This window comes from Telluria sp. Soil_C_11 (genome assembly GCF_057657395.1).
Window position 1 is genome coordinate 255,380 of record NZ_JBDGIN010000006.1, and the last position, 25,933, is coordinate 281,312.

Annotated in this window: 23 protein-coding genes; 9 read left to right on the forward strand and 14 right to left on the reverse strand. The window is 67.0% G+C overall.

Going from position 1 to position 25,933, the window contains the following annotated elements:
• Positions 1-34: 34 nt before the first annotated feature.
• From AC3A6M_RS12895 to AC3A6M_RS12920, 6 genes are read right to left on the reverse strand one after another with little or no spacing between them, the layout of a single operon-like run.
• Positions 35-2,005, reverse strand: a complete 1,971-nt coding sequence (locus AC3A6M_RS12895; protein ID WP_487853125.1) for an Ig-like domain-containing protein — start codon at positions 2,003-2,005, stop codon at positions 35-37.
• A gap of 37 nt (positions 2,006-2,042) precedes the next feature.
• Entirely contained in the window at positions 2,043-4,172 is a 2,130-nt protein-coding gene (locus tag AC3A6M_RS12900; RefSeq protein WP_487853126.1) for a type IV pilus secretin PilQ, read from the reverse strand.
• On the reverse strand, positions 4,169-4,705 hold the full coding sequence (locus tag AC3A6M_RS12905; protein WP_487853127.1) for a pilus assembly protein PilP: 537 nt from the start codon (positions 4,703-4,705) through the stop codon (positions 4,169-4,171). Before AC3A6M_RS12905 ends, AC3A6M_RS12900 begins: the two co-directional genes overlap by 4 nt.
• Positions 4,702-5,373, reverse strand: coding sequence for a type IV pilus inner membrane component PilO (locus AC3A6M_RS12910; RefSeq protein WP_487853128.1), 672 nt, complete (start codon positions 5,371-5,373; stop codon positions 4,702-4,704). The genes AC3A6M_RS12905 and AC3A6M_RS12910 overlap by 4 nt, the downstream gene beginning before the upstream one ends.
• Positions 5,370-5,990, reverse strand: coding sequence for a PilN domain-containing protein (locus AC3A6M_RS12915; protein ID WP_487853129.1), 621 nt, complete (start codon positions 5,988-5,990; stop codon positions 5,370-5,372). The genes AC3A6M_RS12910 and AC3A6M_RS12915 overlap by 4 nt, the downstream gene beginning before the upstream one ends.
• Positions 5,990-7,090, reverse strand: a complete 1,101-nt coding sequence (locus AC3A6M_RS12920) for a pilus assembly protein PilM (protein WP_487853130.1) — start codon at positions 7,088-7,090, stop codon at positions 5,990-5,992. Before AC3A6M_RS12920 ends, AC3A6M_RS12915 begins: the two co-directional genes overlap by 1 nt.
• 338 nt (positions 7,091-7,428) lie before the next feature.
• Here AC3A6M_RS12920 and AC3A6M_RS12925 point away from each other — a divergent pair, with 338 nt between their 5' ends.
• The 3 genes from AC3A6M_RS12925 to AC3A6M_RS12935 all read left to right on the forward strand — a co-directional run bounded on the left by AC3A6M_RS12925 (position 7,429) and on the right by AC3A6M_RS12935 (position 12,875).
• Complete coding sequence (locus AC3A6M_RS12925) at positions 7,429-9,780, forward strand: penicillin-binding protein 1A (protein WP_487853131.1); 2,352 nt, start codon at positions 7,429-7,431, stop codon at positions 9,778-9,780.
• Between the two features lie 87 nt (positions 9,781-9,867).
• Positions 9,868-11,358, forward strand: a complete 1,491-nt coding sequence (locus AC3A6M_RS12930; protein ID WP_487853132.1) for an ATPase domain-containing protein — start codon at positions 9,868-9,870, stop codon at positions 11,356-11,358.
• Positions 11,358-12,875 carry a hybrid sensor histidine kinase/response regulator gene (locus AC3A6M_RS12935; protein WP_487853173.1) on the forward strand — a complete coding sequence of 506 codons (1,518 nt, stop codon included), beginning with the start codon at positions 11,358-11,360 and terminating at the stop codon, positions 12,873-12,875. Before AC3A6M_RS12930 ends, AC3A6M_RS12935 begins: the two co-directional genes overlap by 1 nt.
• Here the strand turns inward: AC3A6M_RS12935 and cyaY are convergent.
• Complete coding sequence (gene cyaY, locus AC3A6M_RS12940) at positions 12,862-13,191, reverse strand: iron donor protein CyaY (RefSeq protein ID WP_047826087.1); 330 nt, start codon at positions 13,189-13,191, stop codon at positions 12,862-12,864. The genes AC3A6M_RS12935 and cyaY overlap by 14 nt on opposite strands.
• Positions 13,192-13,232: 41 nt before the next feature.
• Between cyaY and lptM the strand changes: the two genes are divergently transcribed.
• From lptM to AC3A6M_RS12955, 3 genes are all read left to right on the forward strand, one after another.
• Positions 13,233-13,493, forward strand: coding sequence for an LPS translocon maturation chaperone LptM (lptM, locus tag AC3A6M_RS12945; RefSeq protein ID WP_487853133.1), 261 nt, complete (start codon positions 13,233-13,235; stop codon positions 13,491-13,493).
• A gap of 2 nt (positions 13,494-13,495) precedes the next feature.
• Positions 13,496-14,770 carry a diaminopimelate decarboxylase gene (lysA, locus tag AC3A6M_RS12950; RefSeq protein ID WP_487853134.1) on the forward strand — a complete coding sequence of 425 codons (1,275 nt, stop codon included), beginning with the start codon at positions 13,496-13,498 and terminating at the stop codon, positions 14,768-14,770.
• A gap of 61 nt (positions 14,771-14,831) precedes the next feature.
• Positions 14,832-16,703, forward strand: a complete 1,872-nt coding sequence (locus tag AC3A6M_RS12955; protein ID WP_487853135.1) for an FG-GAP repeat domain-containing protein — start codon at positions 14,832-14,834, stop codon at positions 16,701-16,703.
• Here AC3A6M_RS12955 and AC3A6M_RS12960 read toward each other — a convergent pair.
• A complete protein-coding gene (locus AC3A6M_RS12960) occupies positions 16,700-17,662 on the reverse strand; it encodes a helix-turn-helix transcriptional regulator (protein ID WP_487853136.1) in 963 nt (320 codons plus the stop codon). The genes AC3A6M_RS12955 and AC3A6M_RS12960 overlap by 4 nt on opposite strands.
• A 57-nt stretch (positions 17,663-17,719) precedes the next feature.
• Between AC3A6M_RS12960 and AC3A6M_RS12965 the strand changes: the two genes are divergently transcribed.
• The 3 genes from AC3A6M_RS12965 (at position 17,720) to AC3A6M_RS12975 (ending at position 19,831) form a co-directional block, all read left to right on the forward strand.
• Entirely contained in the window at positions 17,720-18,343 is a 624-nt protein-coding gene (locus AC3A6M_RS12965; protein ID WP_487853137.1) for a LysE family translocator, read from the forward strand.
• On the forward strand, positions 18,340-19,131 hold the full coding sequence (locus AC3A6M_RS12970) for an NIPSNAP family protein (RefSeq protein WP_487853138.1): 792 nt from the start codon (positions 18,340-18,342) through the stop codon (positions 19,129-19,131). Before AC3A6M_RS12965 ends, AC3A6M_RS12970 begins: the two co-directional genes overlap by 4 nt.
• A 160-nt stretch (positions 19,132-19,291) precedes the next feature.
• Positions 19,292-19,831 (forward strand): cytochrome C, encoded by a 540-nt coding sequence (locus AC3A6M_RS12975; RefSeq protein ID WP_487853139.1) that lies wholly within the window; start codon positions 19,292-19,294, stop codon positions 19,829-19,831.
• A 63-nt stretch (positions 19,832-19,894) separates the two neighbouring features.
• Here the strand turns inward: AC3A6M_RS12975 and AC3A6M_RS12980 are convergent, their stop codons facing one another.
• From AC3A6M_RS12980 to AC3A6M_RS13005, 6 genes are all read right to left on the reverse strand, one after another.
• Complete coding sequence (locus tag AC3A6M_RS12980; protein ID WP_487853140.1) at positions 19,895-20,080, reverse strand: hypothetical protein; 186 nt, start codon at positions 20,078-20,080, stop codon at positions 19,895-19,897.
• Between the two features lie 4 nt (positions 20,081-20,084).
• Positions 20,085-20,744, reverse strand: a complete 660-nt coding sequence (locus AC3A6M_RS12985; protein WP_487853141.1) for a protein-methionine-sulfoxide reductase heme-binding subunit MsrQ — start codon at positions 20,742-20,744, stop codon at positions 20,085-20,087.
• Between the two features lie 9 nt (positions 20,745-20,753).
• On the reverse strand, positions 20,754-21,734 hold the full coding sequence (gene msrP, locus AC3A6M_RS12990; protein WP_487853142.1) for a protein-methionine-sulfoxide reductase catalytic subunit MsrP: 981 nt from the start codon (positions 21,732-21,734) through the stop codon (positions 20,754-20,756).
• Between the two features lie 94 nt (positions 21,735-21,828).
• Positions 21,829-23,013: a c-type cytochrome biogenesis protein CcsB gene (gene ccsB / locus AC3A6M_RS12995; protein WP_487853143.1), complete on the reverse strand. Its 1,185-nt coding sequence runs from the start codon at positions 23,011-23,013 to the stop codon at positions 21,829-21,831.
• Between the two features lie 23 nt (positions 23,014-23,036).
• Positions 23,037-25,142 carry a cytochrome c biogenesis protein ResB gene (locus tag AC3A6M_RS13000; protein ID WP_487853144.1) on the reverse strand — a complete coding sequence of 702 codons (2,106 nt, stop codon included), beginning with the start codon at positions 25,140-25,142 and terminating at the stop codon, positions 23,037-23,039.
• Between the two features lie 40 nt (positions 25,143-25,182).
• Positions 25,183-25,863 (reverse strand): c-type cytochrome, encoded by a 681-nt coding sequence (locus tag AC3A6M_RS13005; protein WP_487853145.1) that lies wholly within the window; start codon positions 25,861-25,863, stop codon positions 25,183-25,185.
• Positions 25,864-25,933: the final 70 nt, after the last annotated feature.

Here is a 25,933-nt window from a genome sequence, read left to right on the forward strand (position 1 = left end):
GAAAACCTGGCCGCCGCATGGTCAATTCGCCGATTTACGGGCAGGTGAACAACAGTTTAAACGGAATATTGGTCACCGTCCCCTTTGGCGTGGTGATCGTCACGTTGAAGGATGCCTGCGCCGGGCCCTTGCACTCGGTCGGGGACGTGCTGGAGATGCTGAACGTGTGGGTCGAACCCTGCGGGCCGTTGACCGCATTGCCGGTATTGTCGTCGCCGCTGGTGCCATGCGGTGCGATGTTCGGCACGGTCGCCGGCACGACGGCGGCGGCGTTGGCGTTCAGGACGCTGGTCAGCTCGACCTTGGTCCCCACCGGCATCGGGTTGTTGTTGACGTCGTTGATCTGCAGCTGGAACACCTCGGTCGCGCTGGAGCCGATCTGCCCCAGGTCGTTCGGGGTGGTGAAGGACACCAGCACGCCGTTCCTGGTGGTGTTCACGGCCCCGCTGCCGCTGAAGAAGATGGCGGTCTTGGCGAACACGGTGTTGGTGCCGTCGGTCGAGCTGGCGCAGACGGTGGCCAGGCCGGGGCGCGTGCTGTCCGGGCTGGAACCGGCGCCGGTATTGCACGGCGTGGCCGGCAGGCCCGGGGTCGCGGTGCGCGGATTCTGCGTGCGGAACAGCACCGAGCACAGGCCGTTGACGGTATTGCAGCCGCCTTTGTCGGACGAACCGATGGCGCCCATATTGGTCTGGAACACGACCGGCGTGCCGTCCGGGACCGGGTTGCCGAAGGCATCGGCCAGCATCACCTGCACGGTGGTCGCGCTCGGGTCGTCGACGCCCCAGCCTTCCACGTTGAACGCGCCCGAGCTGAGCGAGAACGCGCGCTGCACCGGCAGGCCGGTGGTCACGACGATCGAGTCGGAATAGGTCGAGATGTCCGGATTGCCGCCGCTGGCGGTGCCCGGCAGGGTCGCCTGGACGCGGAACGAGGTCGGGGTGTCGCCCGAGTTGACGGTGGTGACCACGCTGCCGGTGGCATCGGTGGTGTCGCTGAGCTTGTTGACCGTGACGGCGCTGGTGCTGGCGCTGAAATTCACCTGCTTGCCGGCCAGCGGATTGCCGAAGATGTCGACCACCTTGAAGGTCAGGGTCGCGGTCTCGGTGCGGCCATTGCCGCCCTGGCCGCGGATCACGATCGACTTGTCGGACGGCGAAGCCTGCACGAACTGCACCGAGGCGGCGGCCGGCGCGGCGATCTGCAGCTGGGTGGTGGCCGACTTGGCGACGCCGTCGGCGGACACCGTGATCACGTCGTTGTTGGCGCAGCCCTTGTCGCGGTAGACCGTCTGCGCGGTGCCGTTGTTGGTGGCGACGGTGGCGGCCAGGGTGGCCTTGCCGGCGGCCACGCAGGCCGAGCTGAAGCTGACGTTGACCTGCTGGTCGGTGTACTTGGACGAGCCGGCCAGCACATCGACCGACAGCACGGCCGAGCCGTAAGCCTGGATGCTGTTCGGCGAGGCGCTCAGGGCGCCGAAGTTCAGGGTGGTGGCGCCGACCGCATAGTTCGATTCGCCGGTGATGGTGCTGCCGGCCACGGTGCTGGTGGCGGTGACCTTGGCGGCGCCGCCGGCGGCCAGGCTGGCCACGCGCATGGTGACGCTGGCGACGCCGTTGACGTCGGTCAGCGCCGTGCCGGCCGAGGGCGAGAATACCGCCAGCGTGTTGTCGGTGCCGAAGCTGACGATCGCGTTCGGCACCGGTTTCTTGTCCTTGTCCAGCACGGTCGCCTTGACCGTCAGCGGGGTCGCGCCGGTGAGCGAGTTGGTGGTGGCGCCGCTGGCGTTGACGAAGGCCAGGGTCACGGTCGGGGTCGCGGTGACGGTGGTGCCGCCGGTGCCGGTGCCGGTGCCGCCGGTACCGCCGCTGCTGCCGGTGCTGCCGCTGCCGCCGCCGGTGGTGCCCGGGCTGCCGCCGCCGCCGCCGCATGCGGCCAGCACCAGCGCCATCAGGAGCGCGGCGGCCACGGGCGCGCCGCGGCGCTTGAAGTGGGTATCGCTCATCTCTGCCTTCTTCTTGTCATCGGTTGTGCCGGGTGGCTCAGGGCGCCGCGTTCTGGACGCGGTCGGTCACGATCTTCGGGGTGATGAACACCAGCAGCTCGGTCTTCGAGGTCGAACGCGCGGTGCTCTTGAACAGGTGGCCGACCACCGGCAGGTCGCCGAACAGCGGCACCTTCGAGTCGTTGTTGGTCTCGCTCTGCTGGTAGATACCGCCCAGCACCACCGTGCCGCCGTTCTCGACCATCACCTTGGTCTTCACGTGCTGGGTGTTGATGGCGAAGCCGGTCGCGGTGGCCTCGCCTTTCGAATCCTTGGCCACGTCGACGTCCAGCACCACGTTGCCGTCCGGCGTGACCTGGGGCGTGACTTCCAGGCGCAGGTTGGCCTTCTTGAAGGTGACCGCGGTCGCGCCGCTGCTGGTGGCCTGCTGGTAGGGCAGCTCGACGCCCTGCTCGATCACGGCCGCCACGTTGTCTTCGGTGACCACGCGCGGGCTCGAGATGATCTTGCCCTTGCCGTCCGCTTCCAGCGCCGACAGTTCCAGGTTCAGGAAGCGGTTCGCGGCCGACGAGAACAGCGAGAAGGCGATGGTCGGGGCGTTCACGCCGTTGATCGGCGCGGCCGGCAGGTTGACCAGCTGGGTATTGTTGTAGGAATCCTGGGTCAGCGCGAGCTGGCCGGTGGTCTGGCCGATGCCGTTCAGGTTGCCGCCCACCGCCACGCGCTGGTTGCCGCTGATCTGGTAGCCGGAATCGCCGCCGCGGATGGTGCGCATGTCGGCGAAGCCCAGCTTGGCGCCGAGGTTGCGCGAGAAGCCGTCGTTGGCCTCGACCAGGCGCGCCTCGACCAGCACCTGCTTGGTCGGGATGTCGACTTTCTGGATCAGCTTGCGCACGTCTTCCAGCCTGGACGGGATGTCGGTCACGAACACCTGGTTGGTGCGCGGGTCGATGGTGGCGCTGCCGCGCTTGGACAGCATGCGGTTCTTGCCTTCGCCGCCGCCCTGGTCGAGGCCGAACACGGTGCGGAAGGCGTCGGCCTTCTGGTAGTTCAGCTGGAAGATCTCGGAACGCAGCGGCTCGAGGTCGGAAATCTGCGCCTTCTGCTCGAGCTCCAGCTTTTCCTTGGTCAGCAGTTCTTCCTTCGGCGCGATCCACAGCACGTTGCCGTTCTTGCGCATGTCCAGGCCCTTGGCCTGCATGATCACGTCGAGCGCCTGGTCCCACGGCACCTGCTTCAGCTGCAGGGTCAGGCTGCCGCTGACGGAATCGCTGGCGATGATGTTCAGGCCCGAGATGTCGGCCACCGCCTGCAGGGCGGCGCGTACTTCGACGTTCTGGAAGTTGAACGAGATCTTTTCGCCGCGGTAGCCCTGCGCGCCCTGGGCCAGGCGGTTCGGGTTTTCCTTGAGCGGCTTGACGTCGATGACCAGCTGGGTGTCGCTCTGGTACACGCTCTGTTCCCAGATGCCGTGGGCGTCGATCGTCATGCGCACGTTCTCGCCTTGCGGCACGGTGGTGATCTTGGTTACCGGGGTGCCGAAATCGGTCACGTCCAGGCGCCGCCGCAGCGAGGGCGGCAGGCCGGTCCTGAGGAAGTCGACCTGGATCTGGTTGCCGTTCTGGCGCACGTCGACCGGCACCTGGCTGTTCGGCAGGTCGACCACGATGCGGCCTTCGCCGTTGCTGCCGCGGCGGAAATCAAGGTCGCGCAGGTTCTGCGGGCCGGCGGCCGGGGCCGCGGCATGCGCCGGCAGGCCGGCGGCGTTCACCGCCTGCGCCGCGCCGCCCGAGCCTTCCACGGTCAGGATCACCGACTTGCCGTCGATCGCGGCGGCATAGTTCAGCGTGCGTTTCAGGTTCAGCACCAGGCGGGTGCGCTCGCCGGCCTGCACCACGTTCACGCCGCGCACGTCGCCGAGGTTGATGTCCTGGGCGCTCTTGCCGGTGGCGTTCACGGTGGCGCCGAAGTCGAGCGCGATGCGCGCCGGATTCGTGATCGAAAAGCCGATCGGCAGCTTGGTGGGCGCATCCTTCATCGCCACGTTGATGACGACGTTATTGCCTTGCTGGTTGGCGCTGATCGATTCGATCGCGTTCTGCGCGAAAGCGCTGCTGGCGCCGAACGCCATCCACAGGCCAAGGGCGATGTTTCCAAGTCGGGTCATTTCCGGTTCTCCTTGTTTTGCAGCTCCAGCTTCGCCATGCGCTCGACCCACTCGCCGGCAGCGTCCTGCACCACTTCACGGATATTGATGGCGTCGTCGCTCACGCGGGTGACGATGCCGAAATTCTGGCCGATGCGCTGGCCGGCGCGGACCTGGTAGACCGCGCGGTCGATCTGCAGCAGCGCATAGGTCACGCTGCCCTTCTGCATCGTGCCCACCATCTTCATGGTGTCGAGCGGATAGCCCTCCAGCACCTCGCGCGGACGCTGCAGGTCGGGCTTGTTCGGATCGTGCGCGGTCTCGGCCGCCTTGGCCAGCTCGCTCAGCAGCTTGTTCGGGCTGAACGGATCGACCGCCTGCCGGTCGCCGTAGGCAAAGGGAATGAAGTCCTTCGGCTCGGCCAGCGGCTTGACCGCCGGGCGGGTCTGCTGCCTGACCTGGGCCATCCAGTCATGGATTTCCTTGACGTCGCTGTCGCCGCAGCCGGCCAGCAGCAGGGCCGCGGCCACGAAGGCGCTGGCTTGCTTGATCATGCCTTGGCCCCCTTCTTTTCCTTGTTCTTTTTCTTGCGTGCCTGCGACTGCTTGTCCAGCTCGTCCTGGTCGAGGTAGCGGAAGGTCTTGGCGACCGCGTCGAGCGACAGCACGCCATCCTTGCCGGTGTTGAGCGACAGGTTGTTCAGGGTGACGATGCGCGGCATCTTCGCCATGTCGGCGGCGAATTCGCCGATGTCGTGGTAGCTGCCGGTGACCTTGATGTCGATCGGCAGCTCGGCGTAGTAATCCTTGACCACCACCTGGCCCGGCTTGAACAGCTCGAACTGCAGGCCGCGGCCGAGGCCCGCCTGGTTGATGTCCGACAGCAGGGCCGCCATCTCGGCCTTGCTGGGCAGCTGCTTCTCGAGGCGCTCGACGTAGCGGTTGACCTGCTGCTGCTGGGCTTCCAGCGCCTCCAGGTTGATCGCCTGCGCCATCTTCGCCTTGTAGTCGTTGCGCAGGGTCTGCTCCTGCGCGGCCAGCGCCTGCTGTTCCTCGAACTGGCCGCTCCAGTAGAAGAAGTAGCCGAGGCCGAGCACGGCCGCCATCACGCCGGCCGCGCACAGCAGGCGCGGCGCCAGCGGCCACAGGCCGGGATGGCGGCCCTGCAGGCCTTCGAACTGGGACGCGATGTCGGCGCCCAGCTGTTTCAGATCGATGTTCATTTTTTTGGTCCCGGCCTGGCGCCGTCTTTGGCGCCGTCTTTGGCGTTTTCCTCTTTTTCACGCGCGCGCTTGATGAACACGTTCAGCGTGAATTCGACGACCTTGCGTCCGCTCTTGCTCTGGGCCAGGGTGGCGGCGTGCACCTCGACCAGGTCCGGGCGCTCCAGCCACGGCGAATTGCCCGACAGGTTGCGCAGCAGCTCGGCGACCCGTTCCTGCGACTGGGCCACGCCGGACAGCAGCACCTTCTGGCCGTCCTGCTTGAAGCTCTTCAGGTAGACCCCTTCCGGCGTCTGGCGCACCAGTTCGTCGAGCAGGTAGACCGGCTGGTTGCGGTCGCCCTGCAGGTCTTCGACCGCCTGCTGGCGCGCCTTCAGGCCCTCGATCTCGGCCTTCAGGTTGGCGATCTTCTTGATCTTGACGTCGAGTTCGGCGTTGGCATTCTTGAGCACCTGGTTGCGCTGGTTCTGGGTGGCGATGCGGCTGGCGTTGTAGCCGCCCACCATCAGCACCAGGGCCGCGCCGAGCAGGCCGCCCAGGGCCAGCAGCACCGCGAACGCGGCCTGCTTCTGCTTGCGTTTCGCTTCCCGGTGGGGAAGCAGGTTAATCCGGATCATCAGCCAAACCTCCGCAGTGCCAGGCCGCAGGCGACCAGGTAGGCCGGCGCTTCGTTGCGCAGCTGCTGTTCGCGCACCGACGGCCCCAGTTGCATGCCCTTGAACGGCGAAATCACCGCGCTCGAAATCCTGGTGCGGCCGGCGATCACGTCGAGCAGGCCCGGCACCAGCGCGCAGCCGCCGGCCAGGTAGATCTGGTCGATGCGGGTGTACGGCGTCGAAGTGAAGAAGAACTGGATCGCGCGCGTGACTTCCAGCGCAGCGTTTTCCAGGAAGGGCGCGAGCAGGTCGGCGCCATAGTTGTCCGGCAGGTCGCCGGCCTTCTTGCGCGCTTCCGCTTCCTCGAACGAGAGGCCGTAGGCGCGCACGATATCTTGCGTTAACTGGATCCCGCCGAAGGGCTGTTCGCGTTCGTAGATGGTCTCGCCGTTCTGCATCACCGAGATGTGGGTGGCCTGGGCGCCGATCTGGAACAGGGCCACGATGCGACCGTCCTGCGCGCCGCCCGGTTCGCTGCCCGGTTCTCCGCTCAGTTCTCCGATCACGCGCTGCGCCGCGGCACGCGCCGCATACGACTCGACGTCCAGCACGGTGGCGGTGAGGCCGGCCGCCTCGGCGATCGCGACCCGGTCCTCGACCTTCTCGCGGCGGGCCGCCGCCAGCATCACTTCCATGTCTTCCGGCGAGTTGGGCGCCGGGCCGATGACGTCGAAGTCCAGGCTCACCTCGTCCAGTGCGAACGGAATGTACTGGCTGGCCTCGGACTCCACCTGCACTTCGAGCTGGTCTTCGGCCAGGCCCGCGGGCAGGATTATTTTCTTGGTGATGACGGCGGCCGGCGGCATGCCGAGCGCGACGTGCCTGATCCGGGTGCCGCTCTTTTTCCAGACCCGGAGCACCGCTTCCGACACCGCTTCGATGTTTTCGATATTACCGTCGACCACGGTGCCGCGCGCCAGCGGCTCGGACGCATAGCGTTCCAGCCGCAGCTCGCCTTTGCCGGCATCGGCCAGCTCCACCAGGCGCACGCCGGACGTACTGATGTCGATTCCGATCAAGGGCGGGTTGGACTGTCCGAACAAGGAACCTAGACTGATCACGAGCGTTGCTCCCTCTTTGCTGCAGCGCGTTCTTGCAAGAACGACTTATTGAACGCCCGGGCGGGATGTTTTGTTTAGAAAAACCAGCGAGTTAATGCGCCTTATTTATGTAGATGCTCAAGGCACTGCGTTAAATCGTAGCAATAAGGATGACTACAGACAAGATATTTCTACACGGGAACATATTGAGCCGAAGCATGAATACGACACTTGGTTCTCCAGTCGTATGGATCAAGATTGTCACCGTTTACACAGCTGTTATCGGCTTGACCATGCGTGCCCCCGCAGCGGCCCTGCCTTATAATGAATCAGATCAACACAGCGAACCATTCATGCGCATGAAAGCATCTTCGAACGGGGCGCCGACCCCGCCGTCTTCCCCGCCCAACAAGCACAGTCCGAAACGCATCCTCCTGACCCTGCTCGCCACGCTGTTCGGCCTGGCCGTATGCGGGGTGCTGGTGGTCGTGTTCGCGCTGGCCATGGCCTACCCCAACCTGCCGGCCCTCGACACCCTGACCGACTACCGGCCGAAGATGCCATTAAGGATTTTCACCGCCGATAACGTCCTGATCGGCGAATTCGGCGAGGAGCGCCGCACTCTGGTGCACTTCAAGGACATCCCGGACGTGATGAAGAAGGCCGTGCTGGCGATCGAGGACGACCGCTTCTACGAACACGGCGGCGTCGACTACTGGGGCATCCTGCGCGCCGCGCTGCACAACGCCACCGGCGGCGCGCGCCAGGGCGCCTCGACCATCACCCAGCAGGTCGCGCGCAACTTCTTCCTGTCCTCGGAACAGACCCTGAAGCGCAAGGCCTACGAAGCGCTGCTGGCCTGGAAGATCGAGAAGAACCTCAGCAAGGACCAGATCCTCGAGGTCTACATGAACCAGATCTACCTGGGCCAGCGCGCGTTCGGCTTCTCGTCGGCGGCCCAGATCTACTTCGGCAAGGACCTGCGCGACATCAGCGTGGCCGAGGCGGCGATGCTGGCCGGCCTGCCGAAAGCGCCGTCGGCCTACAACCCGGTCGTCAATCCGAAGCGCGCGCGCCTGCGCCAGCAGTACATCCTGCTGCGCATGCACCAACTCGGCTACATCACCGACGCGCAGTTCGAGCAGGCGAAGAACGAGGAACTGAAGATCAAGACCGACAGCACGGCCTTCGGCGTGCACGCCGAGTACGTGGCCGAGATGGCGCGCCAGCTGGTCTACGAACAGTTCAAGGAAGACACCTACACGCGCGGCCTGAACGTGTTCACCACCATCACCAAGGCCGAGCAGGACGCCGCCTACCTGGCGCTGCGCCGCGGCGTGATGGACTACGAACGCCGCCACACCTACCGCGGCCCGGAAAAATACATCGAGATCCCGCAGGCCAAGAGCGAAGCCGACGAAGCCATCGAGGCCGAACTGGCCGAGCATCCGGATTCGGACGACATCGTCGCCGCGATCGTGCTGCAGGCTTCGCCGTCGCAGGTGACGGCGGTGCTGGCCTCCGGTGAGGAAATCAAAATGACCGGCGCCGGCCTGTCGTTCGCCCAGAGCTGGCTGTCGCCGAAGGCGGCCGAGACCCGCCGCATCCGCCGCGGCGCGGTGATCCGCGTGACCCAGGACGGCGGCTCGACCTGGAGCATCACCCAGATGCCGGAAGTGGAATCGGCCTTCGTGGCGGTGAGCCCGGACGACGGCGCGATCCACGCGCTGATCGGCGGCTTCGACTTCAACCGCAGCAAGTTCAACCACGTGACCCAGGCCTGGCGCCAGCCGGGTTCCTCGTTCAAGCCCTTCATCTATTCGGCCTCGCTGGAACGCGGCTTCTCGCCGGCGACCCTGATCAACGACGCCCCGATTTCCTTCGACGCCGGCTCGACCGGCGGCCAGGCCTGGGAGCCGAAGAACTACGACGGCAAGTACGAAGGCCCGATGACGATGCGGCGCGGCCTGATGAAGTCGAAGAACATGGTCTCGATCCGCATCCTGAACAGGATCGGCGCGCGCTACGGCCAGGAATACGCGACCCGCTTCGGCTTCGACGCGGACAAGAACCCGCCCTACCTGACGCTGGCGCTGGGCGCGGGCGCGACCACCCCGCTGCAGATGGCCGGCGCCTATTCCGTGTTCGCGAACGGCGGCTACCGCGTCATGCCCTACCTGATCTCGAAGGTGACCGACGCCGACGGCAAGGTGCTGTCGGAAGCGCGGCCGGAGCGCGCCGGCGTCGACGCCAACCGCGTGATCGACGAGCGCAATGCCTGGCTGATGGACAGCATGCTGCGCGACGTCGCGCGCTACGGCACCGCCGCCAAGGCCCAGCAGGTGCTGAAGCGCCCCGACCTGGCCGGCAAGACCGGCACCACCAACGACTCGATCGACGCCTGGTTCGCCGGCTACCAGCCGCACCTGGTTGGCATCGCCTGGATGGGCTACGACCAGCCGCGCAACCTGGGCAACAAGGAAACCGGCGGCGGCCTGGCGCTGCCGATCTGGATCGGCTTCATGCAGAAGGCGCTGAAGGACGTGCCGGTCGCCGAGCGGCCGGTGCCGGCCGGCCTGGTGCAGTACGGCGACGAGTACTACTACATGGAGAACCCGCCGGGCACCGGAGTGCAGTCGCTCGACGTCGGGGTGGCGCCCCCGGCCGACCAGCAGAAGACGCGCGATGCCGTCAGGAACGAGCTGTTCTGATTCCGACGCACCGGGAAACGTTTTTTGACGAAATTATGTAATCATGGCCTTTCCAGCGGCACGATTGCCATTTGAACGAAAGTATCCATGAGTACACAGAACACCTCCAGCACGGCCTTCATCTCGACCGGCATCCCCGGTCTCGACAATGTGCTCGGCGGAGGCCTGACCAGGGACAGGCTGTACCTGGTCGAAGGCGATCCCGGCGCCGGCAAGACCACGCTGGCGCTGCAATTCCTGGCCGAAGGCGCGGCGCGCGGCGAGACCGTGCTGTACATCACCCTGGCCGAGACCGAAGTCGAGCTGCGTGCGGTGGCGCAGGCGCATGGCATGTCGCTGGACGGCGTCACGGTGCAGGAAGTGATCCCCGACGAAAGCCTGCTCGATCCGGGCGAGCAGTACACGGTGCTGCATCCGTCCGAGGTCGAACTGGGCGAGACCAACAACATGATCCTCAAGCTGGTCGAGGAACTCAATCCGACCAGGGTGGTGCTCGATTCGCTGTCCGAACTGCAGCTGCTGTCCGGCAGCCCGCTGCGCTACCGGCGCCACGTGCTGGCTCTCAAGCAGTATTTCGCGAAACGTTCCTGCACCGCCCTGCTGCTCGACGACAAGACCTCGCTGCGCGGCGACCAGCAGGTGCGCAGCGTGGCCCATTGCGTGATCTCGCTGCAGCACACGGATTCCGAATACGGCGCCGAACGACGCCTGGTGCGGATCCTGAAATACCGCGGGATCGCGTTCCGCCGCGGCCCGCACGACTACGCGATCGTCACCGGCGGCCTGGTCGTCTATCCGCGCATCGTCGCCGCCGAAACGCGCGAACTGAGCCGGCGTGCGCAGGTCGGCAGCGGCCTGCCCGCGCTCGACATGCTGCTGGGCGGCGGCATCGAGGAAGGCTCCAGCACTCTGATCTCGGGTCCGCCGGGCACCGGTAAGTCCAGCGTCGCGGTGCAGTTCGTGAAGGCGATGACGGAGCGCGGCCAGCGCGCCGCCCTGTTCCTGTTCGAGGAATCCTTCAATACGCTGCTGAACCGCAGCGAAGGCATCGGCCTCGACCTGCACACGCCCTACGAATCCGGCCTCCTGAGCGTGCACCAGATCGATCCGGCCGAGATGTCGCCCGGCGAATTCAGCCATGCCGTATGCGGCGCGGCCGACCAGGGCGCGCGCGTGATCGTCATCGACAGCCTGAACGGCTACATGAACGCCATGCCCGAAGCCGGCTTCCTGGCCACCCACCTGCACGAGATCCTGACCTACCTGGGCCAGCGCGGCGTGGTGACCTTCCTGGTCGGCGTCCAGCAGGGCATCGTGGGCAACACCATGTCGACCGGGATGGACGTCAGCTACCTGGCGGACAACGTCCTGATCCTGCGTTATTTCGAGGCGCAGGGCGCGGTCCAGAAGGCGGTTTCCGTGTTCAAGAAGCGCGGCAGCGCCCACGAGACGACCCTCCGGTATTTCGACATCACGCGGCGCGGCATCACCGTCGGCCCGGTGCTCAGCAATTTCCAGGGAATCCTGACCGGCGTGCCGATGATCCTGCCGGCGCCCCACGGAGCGTCCGCAGCGTGATGCCGAACGCAGAGCTGGAACACCGCATCCTGATCCATGCACCGGTAGGAAAGGACGCCAGGCTGATCGCCGAGCTGTTCGGACGCGCCGGCATCGACTGCTGCATCTGCGCCCAGCCGGGCGAACTGGCCGGGGAACTGGCGCGCGGCGCCGGGGCGCTGCTGGTCGGCGACGAGGCGATCACGCCGGAATTCCAGCGCATCCTGAAGCACGTCCTCGACCACCAGCAGGGCTGGTCCGACCTGCCGGTGCTGATCATGAGCCGGCGCGAGGCCGTCTCCGCCGGGCTGCAGCACCGCTACCTGGAGCTGGGCAACGTCTCGCTGCTGGAGCGGCCGGTCCACGGCGTGACCCTGGTCAGCGCGGTCCAGTCGGCCCTGCGCGCCCGGCGCCGGCAGTACGCGATGCGCGAAGTCGACCAGCGCAAGGACGAATTCCTGGCCATGCTGGGGCATGAGCTGCGCAATCCGCTGGCGCCGATCCGCGCCGCCTCCGACCTGCTGCGCCTGCCGTCCCTGGACCGCGACAGGATCCGCCAGACCAGCGAGATCATTGCGCGCCAGGTCACGCACATGACGGGGCTGATCGACGACCTGCTCGACCTGTCGCGCGTGTCGCGCGGCCTGGTCACGCTCGACGAAACCCTGCTGGATGCACGCCAGATCGTCACCAGCGCCGTCGAGCAGGTGCGCCCGCTGGTCGACGCCCGCCGGCACCGCGTGACGATCCAGATGCCGCACGACGGCGCCTTCGTGCATGGCGACCAGAAGCGCCTGGTGCAGATCGTCGCGAATGTCCTGAACAACGCCGCGAAATACACGCCCGAGGGCGGGGACATCGTGGTGGCGCTGCACGCCGACGACGGCAGCGTGCGCTATACCGTCAGCGACAACGGCATCGGCATGGCGCCGCAGATGATCGAGCAGGTATTCGACATGTTCGCGCAGGCCGAGCGTTCTTCCGACCGTTCGCAGGGCGGCCTCGGCATCGGCCTGGCGCTGGTGAAGAACCTGGTGCTCCTGCACGGCGGCCAGGTCTCCGCCTACAGCGCGGGGATCGGCAAAGGCAGCCGCTTCACGCTCACCCTGCCGCGCGTGGCGGCGCCCGGCGATGGCGCCACGGCCACGCCGCATGCGGCGGCGGCGGCGGCGGACGCGCACGGGCTGCACCTGCTGGTGGTCGACGACAACGACGACGCCGGCCAGATGCTCGGCCTGTACCTGGAGGCGGCGGGCTACCGGGTCACGGTCGTGCAGAGCGCCCGCGCGGCGCTGGAATGCGCGGGCGGGGAGCCGCCCGATGCCTGCCTGCTCGACATCGGCTTGCCGGACATGGATGGCAACGAACTGGCGCGGCGCCTGCGGCAGCTGCCGCGGATGGCGTCGGCGACCCTGATCGCCATCACGGGCTACGGGCAGGAGGCGGACCGGGCCAGGACCGCCGCGGCGGGCTTCGACCACCATTTCGTCAAGCCGGTGGACATGGAAGCCCTGCTGGGTGTGATCAGCGCAGCTTGACCGGCGCCCCGCCCTGCTGGGTGGCGTAGTCCGACAGCGAGGCGAACAGCTCGCTGTCGTCGCGCGTATTGCGCCACTCGTCGCCCACGCGCTTGTAGTGGAAGCCGCCGGCGCGGGCCGCCACCCACATCTCCTGCAGCGGGGCCTGGCTGTTGACGATGATTTTCGAACCGTTGTCGACGAATTCGATTTCCAGCACGTTGCCGCTGCGCTTGCATTCGACGTCGACCACGTCCTGCTCGAACAGGCGGTCGAAGGCCTGTTCGATCTCGTTCAGGGTGGCTTCGGCCAGGTCCAAAAATTCGGTTTCGGTCATGCTACACTCCAAGGTCTGCTAATCAAACCGTGATTCTAATCGTGAAGTCCCCATTTGCGCTCCCGGCTCTTGCTGCCGCCATGCTGGCCCTGCTGTCCGCCTGTGGCCAGCCCGGCCCGCTCTACATGCCCAAGCCGCCGGCCCGCGCCGCTGCGACCACGCCGGCCGCTCCCGCGGCTCCGGCTGCTCCGGCAACGACGGTCAGCCCGCCGGCGCCCGCCGCGGGCGTGACGCCGCCGGTCGCGGGATCGAACGGCACCACCACGCAAGCTCCCCAATCTCCTCCCGCCACCCAACAGTAATCATGTCGCAATTCTCGTACCAAGACGGCGTCCTGCACGCCGAAAGCGTTCCCCTGTCCGACATCGCCCGGCAATTCGGCACCCCGACCTACGTCTATTCGAAGGCCCAGCTGCTGCAGAACTTCCGGGGCTACGCAAAGCCCGCCCAGGGACGTGACGCCCTGGTCTGCTACGCGATGAAGGCGAATTCGAACCTGGCCATCCTCGACATCCTGGCGCGCGAAGGCGCGGGCTTCGACATCGTCTCGGGCGGCGAACTGCTGCGCGTGATCGCCGCCGGCGGCGACCCCGGCAAGGTGATCTTCTCGGGCGTGGGCAAGACCGTGGCCGAGATCGAACTGGCCCTCGGCAAGGGCATCCTGTGCTTCAACGTCGAGTCGATCCCGGAGCTGCACCGCATCAACGAAGTCGCCGGCCGCCTCGGCAAGCGCGCGCCGGTGTCGCTGCGCGTGAACCCGAACGTCGACCCGAAGACCCACCCCTACATCGCCACCGGCCTGAAGGCCAGCAAGTTCGGCGTGGCCTTCTCGGACGCCCTGGACACCTACCGCACCGCCGCCTCGCTGCCGCACCTGGAAGTGGTCGGCATCGACTGCCACATCGGCTCGCAGCTGCTGGACGACGCGCCGCTGCTCGAAGCCCTCGATAAACTGATCGAGCTGATCGACACCCTCGCCGCCGAAGGCATCCACCTGCACCACCTCGACGTGGGCGGCGGCCTGGGCATCGACTACGGCACCGGCGACAACGCCCCGGTGGCGATCGGCGACTACGTCAGCCGCGTGTTCGCGCGCGTGGACGCCTGGCGCGCCAAGAAGTACGAGGGCAAGCCGATCAAGGTCATCTTCGAACCGGGCCGCTCGATCGTCGGCAACACCGGCGTGCTGCTGATGTCGGTCGAATTCCTGAAGCCGGGCGAAGAGAAGAATTTCTGCGTGATCGACGCCGCCATGAACGACATGGCGCGCCCGGCCCTGTACCAGGCATGGATGGACGTGAAGCCGGTGGCGCCGCGCGACGGCGCCACGGTCACCTACGACCTGGTGGGCCCGGTCTGCGAATCGGGCGACTGGCTGGCGCGCGACCGCGAGCTGGCGGTCGAACCGGGCGACGTGCTGGCCATGATGGCCTCGGGCGCCTACGGTTTCACCATGGCCTCGAACTACAACACCCGCGGGCGCGCGGCCGAGGTGCTGGTCGACGGCGACAAGGTGCACCTGATCCGCCGCCGCGAAACGCCGGCCGAGCTGTTTGCGCTGGAAACGATCGTCGCCTGAAATTTGTTGCACGAGCTTGCATGAATGATAAGCTCTCCGGATCGCCATCCGGAGGCTTTCCATGCAAGCGCTCGATTCGTCCGAATACCCTTCCCTGCCAGCGCTGACGTCGCCCCGCATCGGCGCCTGGCGAATCCTGCTGGGCTTGCTGCAAGGCCTGCTCCTCTACCTGCTCTACCGTGCCGGCCAGGACCTGGCATGGCCGGCGACGGTGCCCATGCTGCTGGTGCCGCTGATGCTGGCCGGCCTGCTGGTGCCGGTGATCCTGATTTCCGGCCTGGGCCACCTGTCCCGGCGCCAGTTGCTGCTGTGGGGCGGCGTCGCCCTGCTGGTGCTGGTCGGCCTCGGTTGCCACGATGCCTGGCGCGGCGGCGACCTGCCGCTGCCACCGCACGGCGAACCGAATGTCCGTCATGCCTCCGCGGCCGGACTGTACCGCTCCCTCTACCCCTCGTCGCCACTGGTGCTGTTCGCCATGGCCGGTTGCTTCATCGCCCACACCCTGGTGCTGGCCGCGGTGCGCGACGGCCGCCGGATCGCCGGTTACACGAGCTATTTCGACATCGCCTGGAAGCTCGGCGTGCAGCTGGCCTTCAGCGCCCTGTTCACCGGCGTGAGCTGGCTGGTGCTGGTCCTCGGCGCGAACCTGTTCGACCTGGTCAAGCTGAAATTCCTGTCCGAGCTGCTGCGCAAGGAGTGGTTCGCGATTCCCGTGACCGCCTTCGCCTTTTCCTGCGCGATGCACCTGACCGATGTGCGCCCGGCCATCGTGCGCGGCATCCGCGGCCTGCTGCTGGTGCTGTTGTCCTGGCTGCTGCCCATCATCGTGCTGCTGGTCGGCGGTTTCCTGCTGGCCCTGCCGTTCACCGGCCTGGAACCTCTCTGGAACACGAAGCGCGCGGCCGCGGTGCTGCTGGTCGCCGCCGCCGGCCTGGTGGTGCTGGTCAACGCGGCCTGGCAGAACGGCGAGGACGGCGCCTCGGTCGCGCGCATCGTGCGCTGGGCCGCGCGCGCCGCCGCCCTGCTGCTGGCGCCCCTGGTCGCGCTTGCCGCGTACGCTCTGGCCCTGCGCGTGCGCGACTACGGCTGGACCGGCGACCGCGTCAGCGCGGCGGCCTGCATCGTGGTCGCGGCCTGCTATGCGGCCGGCTATCTGCGCGCCGCCCTGCGCCCGGGCTGGCTGCCCTCGCTGGCGGCGGTCAACATCGGCGCCGCCTTCGTGGTCCTCGGCGTGCTCCTGCTGCTGTTCTCGCCCCTGCTCGACCCGGCCCGGATCTCGGTCGCCAGCCAGCTTGCGCGGCTGGAGTCCGGCAAGGTCAAGGCCGACCGCTTCGATTTCGCCTTCCTGCGCTTCGACGGCGAACGCTATGGACGCGCCGCGCTGGATCGCCTCGAGCGAGAACCCAAGGGAGTGGATGCGGCACTGGTGCGGCGCCAGATCGGCATCGTGCGCAAGATGAAAAGCTCCTGGGACCGCACCGCGCTGACTGCGCAGAGGGTCGACCTGAACTCGAACCTGATGCTGCGCCAGCCAGGTGCGCGGCTGCCCGATTCCTTCCTGCGCACCGATTGGGCGCTCAAGGACAACCTCTACCTTTACCCGGAATGCCTGCGTGAGCCAGGCAAGCACTGCGATGCCTTGTTGCTGGACGTGAACGGTGATGGCAAGCCGGAAGTGCTGGTCAGCAGCCGCGACGACAACGCCGCAACGGTGCCGGATGGCGTCGTGTTCGCCGAAGACGGCCAGGGACAATGGTCGGCGATTGCCCGCGTGAACCTGCCGCAGGTCGACTGCCAGGCCTTGCGCGCCGATCTGGCGGCCGGCAAGCTGCGCGCCGTGCCCCCGGTGCTGGCGGACATCGAGATCGGCGGCGCGCGCGCGCACCTCGAGCCGGTGACAGATGGCCGCGGCTGCCTGCCGCGCAAGCCCTAGCCGGCCGCCGGACTGCAGCGCAGCAGGCGCCGCACGCAGTCCGCCACCGCCGCGTGCAGCTCGGGCGGATGGCGGATCTCGAAATCGAAGGGCATGCCGGCCAGCTGCCGCGCGAACCAGTCCAGCTCGTCGGACTGGGCGTGGATCGTGACACCCTCGGCGCTTTCCTCGAACACCCCGGCCTCGGCGAACAGGTGGGCCCGCGCCGACGCCAGGTCGGTCTTCAGCAGCACTTCGATCGTGAAGGCGCGCGGCAGGGTCGCGATGGCCTGTACCAGATGGGCCATCGGATCGAAGCCTGCCGGCCGGTCGAACGGTTCCGCCAGCGGCTCCACCCCGGCGATGCGGTCCAGCCGGAACGTGCGCAGCTCCTGCCGCAGGTGGCACATGCCGACCGCGTACCAGCGCCCATGGCGGAACGCCACGCCGAAGGGATCGAAACGGCGCACCGAAGCGTCGCCGTTCTGGTTCTGGTAATGCAGCACGACCCGCCGGCAAGCCTGGGCCGCGCCGGTCAGCGCCACCAGCGCGCGGTTGTCGGCGCGCTTGCTGGCCGGCGCGGGCGCCGCGTCCAGCTTCACCGTCTCATCGACGGCGCGCACGCGCCGCTTCAGCCCGTCCGGCATGACGCGCTCCAGCTTGGCCTGCGCACTGGCCACCGCGGGCGCCGCCTCGGCCAGTCCGAGCCCGCGCGCGGCGAGCAGGCCGAGCGACAGCGCCAGCGTCTCGTCCTCCGTGAACATCATCGGCGGCAGCTTGAAGCCGGGCATCAGGGCATAGCCGCCCGCGCGTCCGCGCTCGGCCACGATGGGAATGCCGATGTCTTCCAGCTTGCCGACATAGCGGCGCAGGGTGCGGCGGTCCACGCCGAGGCGCGGCGCCAGCTCGGCCCCGCTCATGCGGCCATGGGTCTGCAGCAGTTCCAGCAAGGCGAGGACGCGTGTGGTCGGATGATACATAGGACCGATTATGTCCTATATCGGGCGTACCGTGACGTTTTGACCACGGAGGCAAACATGAACGGAAGTACCACGCTGTGGCTGTATTTCGTGCTGGTGCTCGGCATCATCGCCCTGCCCGGCCTCGACATGGCCTATGTGCTGGCCAACGCGCTGGTCGGCGGCCGCGGCGCCGGCCTGGCCGCGGTGGCGGGCATCGTCGCCGGCGGGATCTGCCACATCGCGATGGGCGCGCTCGGCGTGGCCGCCATCGTGCAGCTCTGGCCCGCGCTGTTCAACCTGCTGCTGGTGGCCGGCGCGGCGTATATCGGCTGGATCGGCTGGCAGCTCGCGCGCGCCGGCGCGACCACGCTGCGGGTCCACCTGGACGCCCCCGCGCGGCCGGCCGCGTCCGTGTTCCTGAAAGGGATGGCGACCTGCCTGCTCAATCCGAAGGCTTACGTGTTCATGCTGGCGGTGTTCCCGCAGTTCCTGAAACCGGCGCAGGGACCGATCTGGCCGCAGGCCGCCGCCCTGGGCCTGATCACGGCCGGCACCCAGGCCGGCGTGTACGGCGGCGTGGCCCTGCTGGCGCAACGGGCCGGCGCCTCGCTCGGCGCCAGCGGGCTGGCCACGCGCGCGGTCGGCCTGCTGCTGGTGGGCACCGGCGTGGTCACCGTCGTGCAAGGGTGGCAGGCATGAGCCGCCGCCTTCTGTCCGGCGCCGCGCTGGCCTGCGCGCTGTCCGCCTCCCCCGTCGCCGGCGCCCTGGCGCAGGACTGCTGCCCAGTCGTCGAACTGCGCCAGTACACGCTGTATCCCGGCAAGCGCGACGAGCTCATCGCGCTGTTCGAGGAACGCTTCATCGAAAGCCAGGAAGCGACCGGCATGCGCATTGCCGCCACCTTCCGCGACCTGGACGCCCCGAACCGCTTCGTGTGGGTGCGCGGATTCGCGGACATGCGGGCGCGCCACGAGGCCCTCACCGCTTTCTACTACGGCCCGGTATGGCAGGCCTGGCGCAACCAGGCGAATGCCACCCTCGAAGACAACGACAACGTGCTGCTGCTGCATCCCGCCTTCGCCGGCAGCGGCTTCGTGCTCGACGGCCTGGCGCGGCCGGCTGCGGGTGCTGCAGTGGGCAGCCGGCTGGTGGTCGCCACCATCTACTACCTGCGCGACGATTCGCTGGATGGCTTCGCGGCCGCGTTCCGGCGCGACATGGCGCCGCTGCTCGAACGGCGCGGCGCGCGCATCCTCGCGCAGTATGTGACGGATAAAAGCAAAAACACTTTCGAACGGCTTCCGGTGCGGGAGAAGGAGCGCGTGTTCGTCAGCTTTGCCGCGTTCGACGGTGCGGCGGCGTACGACAGGCACGTGCAGGCGCTGGCGGCGGACGAGCGCTGGCAAGCCATGTTGGCCGCCCACGCCATGGAGCGGGCGCCGGAGACCTTGCGCTTGCAGCCGACGGCGCGTTCGCTGGTGCGCTAGGCGGGGCGGGCCCTTGTTTGCGCGGCCGCCTGGCAGTACAAGTGTCTACGGCATCTGGCCGGCTGTCCTATGAAAACAGGATTCCTGTCCCTTGTGCCGATGACACGGCCAACTATCATGGCTCGTGGAGAGCAAACCATCGCATGGCCTGGAGGGGACAATGAGATTCGGTGACATCGACAAGACGCTTGCAGCCAGCGCCGCTGGGGGCGTGATGCTATTGGCCGTTTGCATGCCCATGACGGCGTTCGCTGCCGACAAGACAGCGGGCGAGCCGTCGGCGGGCGCCGCCAGCAAGGGCGCGTCCATCGAGCGTGGGCGCTATCTCGTCAAGATTGCGGGATGCAATGACTGTCACACCGCGGGGTATGCGCAATCCGAGGGCAAGGTTCCGGAGAAGGACTGGCTGCTCGGCGACCGACTGGGGTTTCGTGGCCCATGGGGAACGACTTACCCGGCCAACCTGCGCCTGACGATGAGCAAGATGAGCGAAAGCGAGTGGGTGAAGTTCGCGCACACGACGAAGCTGCGGCCTCCGATGCCCTGGTTCGCCTTGCGCGATATGGACAAGGAAGACGTGCGCTCCATCTATCGTTTCGTACGCCACCTCGGACCTGTGGGCGATCCGGCCCCGGCTTTCGTTCCGCCCGGCCAGACTCCCAGCGGCCCCGTTATCCAGTTTCCGGCGCCGCCCCAGTAATCGGCGGCCAGGCCGGGCCAGTTCTCGACGGGGCGCCGCCGCCCCGCCTTTGGCCCGGCCTTCCTATTCCCTGTCGCGCGACCGGTCTTCCGGCCAGGCCTGCCTTGCGCAAGCCGCCGCCTGCTCGTTCCAGCGCCCGTCCAGCACCAGGCAGCGCTCGACCGACGAGCCGGTGTGGAAGCGCGAAACCGCCAGCACCAGCACGAGCACCAGTGCCAGTAGAAGGCCGAGAGCGGTAGGTCCCTTCATCACGTCAGGAACCCATGGACCTGGATGAGGTGAGGCTGCGCGCGCGGCTCCAGCTCCAGTACGCGCGCAGGCCGAGCAGCACGGCGACGACCGTGCCCCAGATGATCGGCTGCTCGAAGTTGTGCTTGCCCGCCTTCATCCACCAGTAATGCAGGATCGTCAGCGGCGCGATCAGGTAGATCAGGCGGTGCAGCTGGGCCCAGCGCCGGCCGAGGCGCTTGATCATGGCGTTGGTGCTGGTCGCGGCCAGCGGCAGCAGCAGCACGAAGGCGATGAAGCCGACCGTGATGAAGGGACGCTTCAGCACGTCCTTCCACATGGCGCCGAAGTCGAAGTCGTGGTCGGCCCACAGGAAGGTCAGGAAGTGCATCAGGGCGTAGAAGAAGGTATACAAGCCCAGCATGCGCCGCAGGCGGATCAGCCAGTTCCAGCCGGTGAAGCGGCGCAGCGGCGTGATGGCGAGGGTGGCGCACAGCAGGTACAGCGCCCAGTCGCCGGTGCCGTGGGTGACGAATTCGACCGGCTCGACCGGCACCTGGTTGACGATCAGCCAGGCGATGCGCGCGAACGGCAGCAGCGCCAGCACGAACACCACGCTCTTGATCGCAGTGAGCTGCTTCGGCGATGGGCCGACGGCCGGCCTGGAGGGCGCGTTCTTTGTCATCTGGCCTCGTCAGAAGTATTTCTTCAGGTCCATCCCACTATACAGGGACGCGACCTGGTCGTAGCCATTGAACATCAGGGTCTTGCGCTTCGGCGCGAAGAAGCCGCCTTCGCCGATGCGGCGCTCGCTGGCCTGGGACCAGCGCGGGTGGTCGACATTCGGGTTCACGTTCGAATAGAAGCCGTATTCCTCGGGCGCGACCGTGTTCCAGGCGGTGCGCGGCTGGTCGCGCACGAAGCGGATGCGCACCAGCGACTTGGCCGACTTGAAGCCGTACTTCCAGGGCACGATGACGCGCACCGGCGCGCCGTTCTGGTTCGGCAGCACCTGGCCGTACATGCCCACCGTGAGCAGGGTCAGCGGATGCATGGCTTCGTCCATGCGCAGGCCTTCCACGTATGGCCACTCCAGCACGCGGCTGCCCACGCCCGGCATCTGGCGCTTGTCGGCCAGGGTGGTGAATTCCACGTATTTGGCATTGCCGGTCGGCTCGACCTGCTTGATCAGGCTGGCCAGCGAATAGCCGACCCACGGGATCACCATCGACCAGCCCTCGACGCAGCGCAGGCGGTAGATCCGCTCTTCCAGCGGCGCGAGCTTGACCAGGCGGTCGATGTCGAGGGTCAGCGGCTTCTTGACCTCGCCGTCGATCTGCACCGTCCACGGCCGCGTGCGCAGGGTGTGCGCGTTCTGGGCCGGATCCGATTTATCGGTGCCGAATTCGTAGTAGTTGTTGTAGTGGGTCGCGTCCTCGAACGAGGTCTGCTTTTCCGTGGTCGAGAAGGCGGCGTTGCGGGCGGCGGCCAGCTTTTGCGCCGGCGTCGTTTGTGCGAAGGCTTCGCGGTTGGCCAGTTCCCACAGCGAGGAGCCGACCGCGGCCGTGGCCGCGATCCGGGCGATGAATTGGCGTCGGCCTTCGTAGACCTCGCGCGGCGTAATTTCGGATGGGAACGGCAAGTCGATGCCGTTCGGGTTTCGTTTGATCAGCATGGCTGGCTCCCGCAAAGCGCGCCGGGCGCACACGTTGCGCCCGACATATCAACCTTACACTATTTGCCGGGATTCAGCCGCCCAACGCACTGTTTTACAGCTTGCCGTACGAATGGAGCCCGGACAGGAACATGTTCACGCCCAGGAAAGCGAAAGTCGTCACGACCAGGCCGATCAGGGCCCACCAGGCGGCGGCGCGGCCGCGCAGGCCGGACATCAGGCGCATGTGCAGCCAGGCCGCATAGTTCAGCCAGACGATCAGGGCCCAGGTTTCCTTCGGGTCCCAGGACCAGTAGCCGCCCCAGGCCTCGGCCGCCCACAGCGCGCCGAGGATGGTCGCCACCGTGAAGAAGGCGAAGCCGACCGAGATCGACTTGTACATCACGTCGTCCAGCACTTCCAGCGACGGCAGGCGGTCGGCCAGGATGCCGTGCGACTTGAGCAGGTAGGCGCTGCCGACCATGGCCGCCAGCGCGAAGGTGCCGTAGCCGATGAAGTTGGCCGGCACGTGGATCTTCATCCACCAGCTCTGCAGGGCCGGCACCAACGGCTGGATCTCGGCGGCGTCGCGCGCCACCGTGTACCACAGCAGGAAGCCGACCGCGGCCGAGATCACCAGCAGCACGAACGGGCCCAGCTGGCGGGTCGCGTAGCGCTGTTCGTAGTACAGGTAGAACAGCGCCGTGATCATCGAGAACAGGATGAAGACTTCGTACAGGTTCGACACCGGGATATGGCCGACGTCGGCGCCGATCAGGTAGGACTCGTACCAGCGTACCATCATGCCGGTAAAGCCCAGCACCACGGCGGCCCAGCACAGCTTGGAGCCGACGCTGGCGCCGAACGGCGAGCGCGCAAGCAGCCCGATCCAGTAGAACACGGTCGAGAACACGAACAGCGCGCTCATCCACAGGATCGCGGACTGGCTCGACAGCATGTACTTGAGGAAGAATTTCTGGTTGGCGGCGTCGAGCGCACCGCCGTACAGCGACACGCCCCACAGCGACAGCACGGCGATCAGCGGAATCAGCCAGCGCACCGGTTTCCAGTGCCAGCCCAGCAGGGCGAAGGTAGGCGCGGCCAGCACCAGGATCGCCTGTTCGTAGACGTCCATGAAGCTGCCGTAGCGCTGCAGCGCGAACAGCGCAGCCGCCAGCAGGCCGGCGCCGTACAGCCAGTCGATGGCGCCCAGGCGCTTGAAGAAGCCGGGCGGCTGGGTGTACGCAGCCTGCGCGGGCGACGACGACGAAGTGCTGGGGGGTTGGGTTGCTTGCGACATAAGTCCTCTCTCCGGTACCTGGCCTAGCTTACGCCGATTTCCGCCGATTGCGGCAGCCTGGTCTTCAAATCCTCGAACTCGCGCTCGAAGTCGAGCGTCTTGCGCTGGGTGCTCATCGCCATCAGCGCGTGTGCATCACTTCCCTGTTCCTTCACCCACACCCAGATGCGGCGCTCGCGGATGTAGAACATCGAAAAGATGCCCAGCACCAGCAGCAGGCAGCCCAGGTAGACCACTTTCTTGCCCGGCGAGCGCGTCACCTGCAGCACCGAAGCCTTGACTTCGGTGAAATCCTCGAGCGACAGGTAGACCGGCGCGCCGTAGAAGAAGCTGTCCGACAGGGCGTTCGTCGCCAGTTGCAGGAAGCGGCCATGGGCCTCGCTGGGCTCGATCGGCGCGTCGCCCGCGCGCGCATGGGCGGCCTGCCACAGTTCCCACATCGCGCCGTTGAGCATCTTCATGAAGACATTGGCCGCCTTTTCCTGCTCGGCGGGCGGAATCCGTTCGAGGAATTGCGAGACCGCCAGGTAACCGCCCTTGCTGCCATCGCCGGCAAAGATCGCCAGCGTCTTGGCCGCCGATTCCTGCAGCTGGCGCGCCAGGGCCGCGTCGTTCCTTGCCTGCGGCATGGCGCGCTCGGCATAGCGGCGCGCGGCCTCCTCGCGCAGGCTGGGGTCGGCCAGCGCGGCGCGCAGGCGCATCCATTCGCGCACGCCGTGCCGGTCGTCGGCGGGAATGCGCAGGAAGCTGAACGGGTCGCCCGGATTGCTGCGCACGCCGGCCAGGTAGACCTCGGCCCCTTCGAGCGTCACCGGCTGCATGTAGTTCATGAACTCGCGCGCCTGGCCGGTCTTGTCGCGCAGCTTGTACTGCACGCTCGGGCCGACATTCCTGAGGTCCTTGTTGTTGGCGTTCTTGGCGGCCGAGCCCGTGTGCTGGGACAGGGTGCGGGCCAGTTGCGCGTCCAGCGATTCCGCCTTCTTGACGTCGCGTACGTCCTGGCCTTCCTTCGTGTTCTCGACGTTGAAGGCGCGGAAGCCCGACCACTCGACGGTGTAGGGCTCGCTGCCCTGCTTCAGTTCGGTCGCGTTGCCGACCTCGCCCTCGATCGCGAAGGGTTTATCCGACGCGCCCGTCATCGGGTAGCCGGTGAGTTTGAGCTTGCTGCCGCCGTCCTCGATGCCGGACTGGTAGATCGCCACGCCGCGGTAGATCAGCGGCTGGTTGACCTTGATGCTGGCCGGGAAGGTCTTGCCGGTCTCGTGGTCGCGGATCGTGACTTCGCTGGCGAACAGCTTGGGCATGCCGGTCGAATAGAAGTCGACGATGAATTTGTTCAGGTGGATCGTGAACGGCAGTTCCTGGATCAGCACGCCGTTCGCCTGCTGCAGGATGGCGCTGGCGCTATCCTGGCCTTCCGGAATCATGGTGTTGCCGCGGTAGCTGGGGTTGCCCAGGCCGAGCCGGTGCCGGGGCGGGATCTGTGCGATCAGGCCGCCGCCCGTATATGGCGTTTTGCCCATGAACCATTGCTGGAAGCGAATGGTCAGGTCGGAATCGAGCAGGCCGCCCAGCAGGATGATGACGATCGCCGAGTGCGCGAAGATGTAGCCGAACTTGTTGCCGGCGCCCTTCTTGGCCGCCACCAGCACCCCGTTCGGCTTGTCGACCAGTTTCACGCGGTAGCCGGCGTCGGCGAGGCGCCGGGCGGTCTGGCTGGCCAGCGCCACCGCACTGCCGCCGGCGGTCCATTCGCTCTTGTGGTGGAAGTTGCGCAGCGAGTCCTCGCGCACGCTTTCGCGCCAGCTGCGCATGTCGCGCATCATCTTCGGCGCATTGCGCGCGATGCACAGGCTGGTGGAGACGATCAGGATCGCCAGGATCAGCAGGAACCACCAGGCGCTGTAGACGGTGTACAGGCCGAGCTTGCGGAAGATCTCGAACCAGAACGGGCCGAACTGGTTGACGTAGTCCGGCGCGGCCTGGTTCTGTTTCATGACCGTGCCGATGATGGCGGCGATCGCCAGCATCACCAGCAAACCGATCGCGAAGCGCATCGACGACACCAGCTCGACCGCCTCGGCCAGGCCGCGGCGGCGCGTTTTCAGTTCAATTCCCGTGGTGCTCATCGATTTCCTGGCGGGCGCAGGCGCCCGTTTGCTTCAAACCTTACTTCAGGCCGGCGATGTAGTCGGCAACGGCTTTCATTTCCTCGTCCGACATGCGCTTGGCCAGGGCGCCCATCTGCGGGCTGTTGTTGCGCGCACCGGTCTTGAAGGCTTGCAGCTGGTTGATCGTGTAATCCTGGTGCTGGCCGGCCAGGCGCGGATACTGGGCCGGGATGCCCGAACCGGTGGCGCCGTGGCAGCTGGCGCAGGCGGCCACGCCGCGGTCGGCGATGCCGCCGCGGTAGATCTTGCGGCCCAGTTCGATGGTGTCCTTGTTGCGCGCCGCGCCCTGCTTCGGTTGCTGGGTCGACAGCCAGGCGGCGATATTGGTCTTCTCTTCGTCGCTCAGCATCTTGGCGTAGGTGGTCATCACCGGCTGCTGGCGGTTCGGGGTGGTGAAGTCGACCAGCTGCTTGTGGATGTAGGCTTCGGCCTGCCCGGCCAGCTTGGGATTGGCGACGATGGTGGAGTTGCCGCCGGCGCCGTGGCAGGAAGCGCAGGCCGGCAGGCCGCGTGCGTTGTCGCCGGTGTCGTACAAGGAGCCGCCCTTGGCAGGGTCGGCTTTCGGAGCGGAGCCGTGGACCGCGTCGGCGGCTTGGGCGCTGCTGGCGAACACCAGGGTCGCGAGCAGCAAGGACTTTACGATTGCCGCACCGGCGGCCGGGGAAAACACACGATTCATTCAAGCACCCTGAAAAAATTAAAACGATAATTCTTGCGTACAGTGCAGCGGCCATGCTCGTGTCCTGCCA

What these genes read in the sequence shown, in the direction of transcription:
- AC3A6M_RS12895 (WP_487853125.1), bottom strand. Translation starts at nt 2,005, where the DNA reads ATGAGCGATACCCACTTCAAGCGCCGCGGCGCGCCCGTGGCCGCCGCG.
- AC3A6M_RS12900 (WP_487853126.1), bottom strand. Translation starts at nt 4,172, where the DNA reads ATGACCCGACTTGGAAACATCGCCCTTGGCCTGTGGATGGCGTTCGGC.
- AC3A6M_RS12905 (WP_487853127.1), bottom strand. Translation starts at nt 4,705, where the DNA reads ATGATCAAGCAAGCCAGCGCCTTCGTGGCCGCGGCCCTGCTGCTGGCC.
- AC3A6M_RS12910 (WP_487853128.1), bottom strand. Translation starts at nt 5,373, where the DNA reads ATGAACATCGATCTGAAACAGCTGGGCGCCGACATCGCGTCCCAGTTC.
- AC3A6M_RS12915 (WP_487853129.1), bottom strand. Translation starts at nt 5,990, where the DNA reads ATGATCCGGATTAACCTGCTTCCCCACCGGGAAGCGAAACGCAAGCAG.
- AC3A6M_RS12925 (WP_487853131.1), top strand. Translation starts at nt 7,429, where the DNA reads ATGAAAGCATCTTCGAACGGGGCGCCGACCCCGCCGTCTTCCCCGCCC.
- AC3A6M_RS12930 (WP_487853132.1), top strand. Translation starts at nt 9,868, where the DNA reads ATGAGTACACAGAACACCTCCAGCACGGCCTTCATCTCGACCGGCATC.
- AC3A6M_RS12935 (WP_487853173.1), top strand. Translation starts at nt 11,358, where the DNA reads ATGCCGAACGCAGAGCTGGAACACCGCATCCTGATCCATGCACCGGTA.
- cyaY (WP_047826087.1), bottom strand. Translation starts at nt 13,191, where the DNA reads ATGACCGAAACCGAATTTTTGGACCTGGCCGAAGCCACCCTGAACGAG.
- lysA (WP_487853134.1), top strand. Translation starts at nt 13,496, where the DNA reads ATGTCGCAATTCTCGTACCAAGACGGCGTCCTGCACGCCGAAAGCGTT.
- AC3A6M_RS12955 (WP_487853135.1), top strand. Translation starts at nt 14,832, where the DNA reads ATGCAAGCGCTCGATTCGTCCGAATACCCTTCCCTGCCAGCGCTGACG.
- AC3A6M_RS12960 (WP_487853136.1), bottom strand. Translation starts at nt 17,662, where the DNA reads ATGTATCATCCGACCACACGCGTCCTCGCCTTGCTGGAACTGCTGCAG.
- AC3A6M_RS12965 (WP_487853137.1), top strand. Translation starts at nt 17,720, where the DNA reads ATGAACGGAAGTACCACGCTGTGGCTGTATTTCGTGCTGGTGCTCGGC.
- AC3A6M_RS12970 (WP_487853138.1), top strand. Translation starts at nt 18,340, where the DNA reads ATGAGCCGCCGCCTTCTGTCCGGCGCCGCGCTGGCCTGCGCGCTGTCC.
- AC3A6M_RS12975 (WP_487853139.1), top strand. Translation starts at nt 19,292, where the DNA reads ATGAGATTCGGTGACATCGACAAGACGCTTGCAGCCAGCGCCGCTGGG.
- AC3A6M_RS12980 (WP_487853140.1), bottom strand. Translation starts at nt 20,080, where the DNA reads ATGAAGGGACCTACCGCTCTCGGCCTTCTACTGGCACTGGTGCTCGTG.
- AC3A6M_RS12985 (WP_487853141.1), bottom strand. Translation starts at nt 20,744, where the DNA reads ATGACAAAGAACGCGCCCTCCAGGCCGGCCGTCGGCCCATCGCCGAAG.
- msrP (WP_487853142.1), bottom strand. Translation starts at nt 21,734, where the DNA reads ATGCTGATCAAACGAAACCCGAACGGCATCGACTTGCCGTTCCCATCC.
- ccsB (WP_487853143.1), bottom strand. Translation starts at nt 23,013, where the DNA reads ATGTCGCAAGCAACCCAACCCCCCAGCACTTCGTCGTCGTCGCCCGCG.
- AC3A6M_RS13000 (WP_487853144.1), bottom strand. Translation starts at nt 25,142, where the DNA reads ATGAGCACCACGGGAATTGAACTGAAAACGCGCCGCCGCGGCCTGGCC.
- AC3A6M_RS13005 (WP_487853145.1), bottom strand. Translation starts at nt 25,863, where the DNA reads ATGAATCGTGTGTTTTCCCCGGCCGCCGGTGCGGCAATCGTAAAGTCC.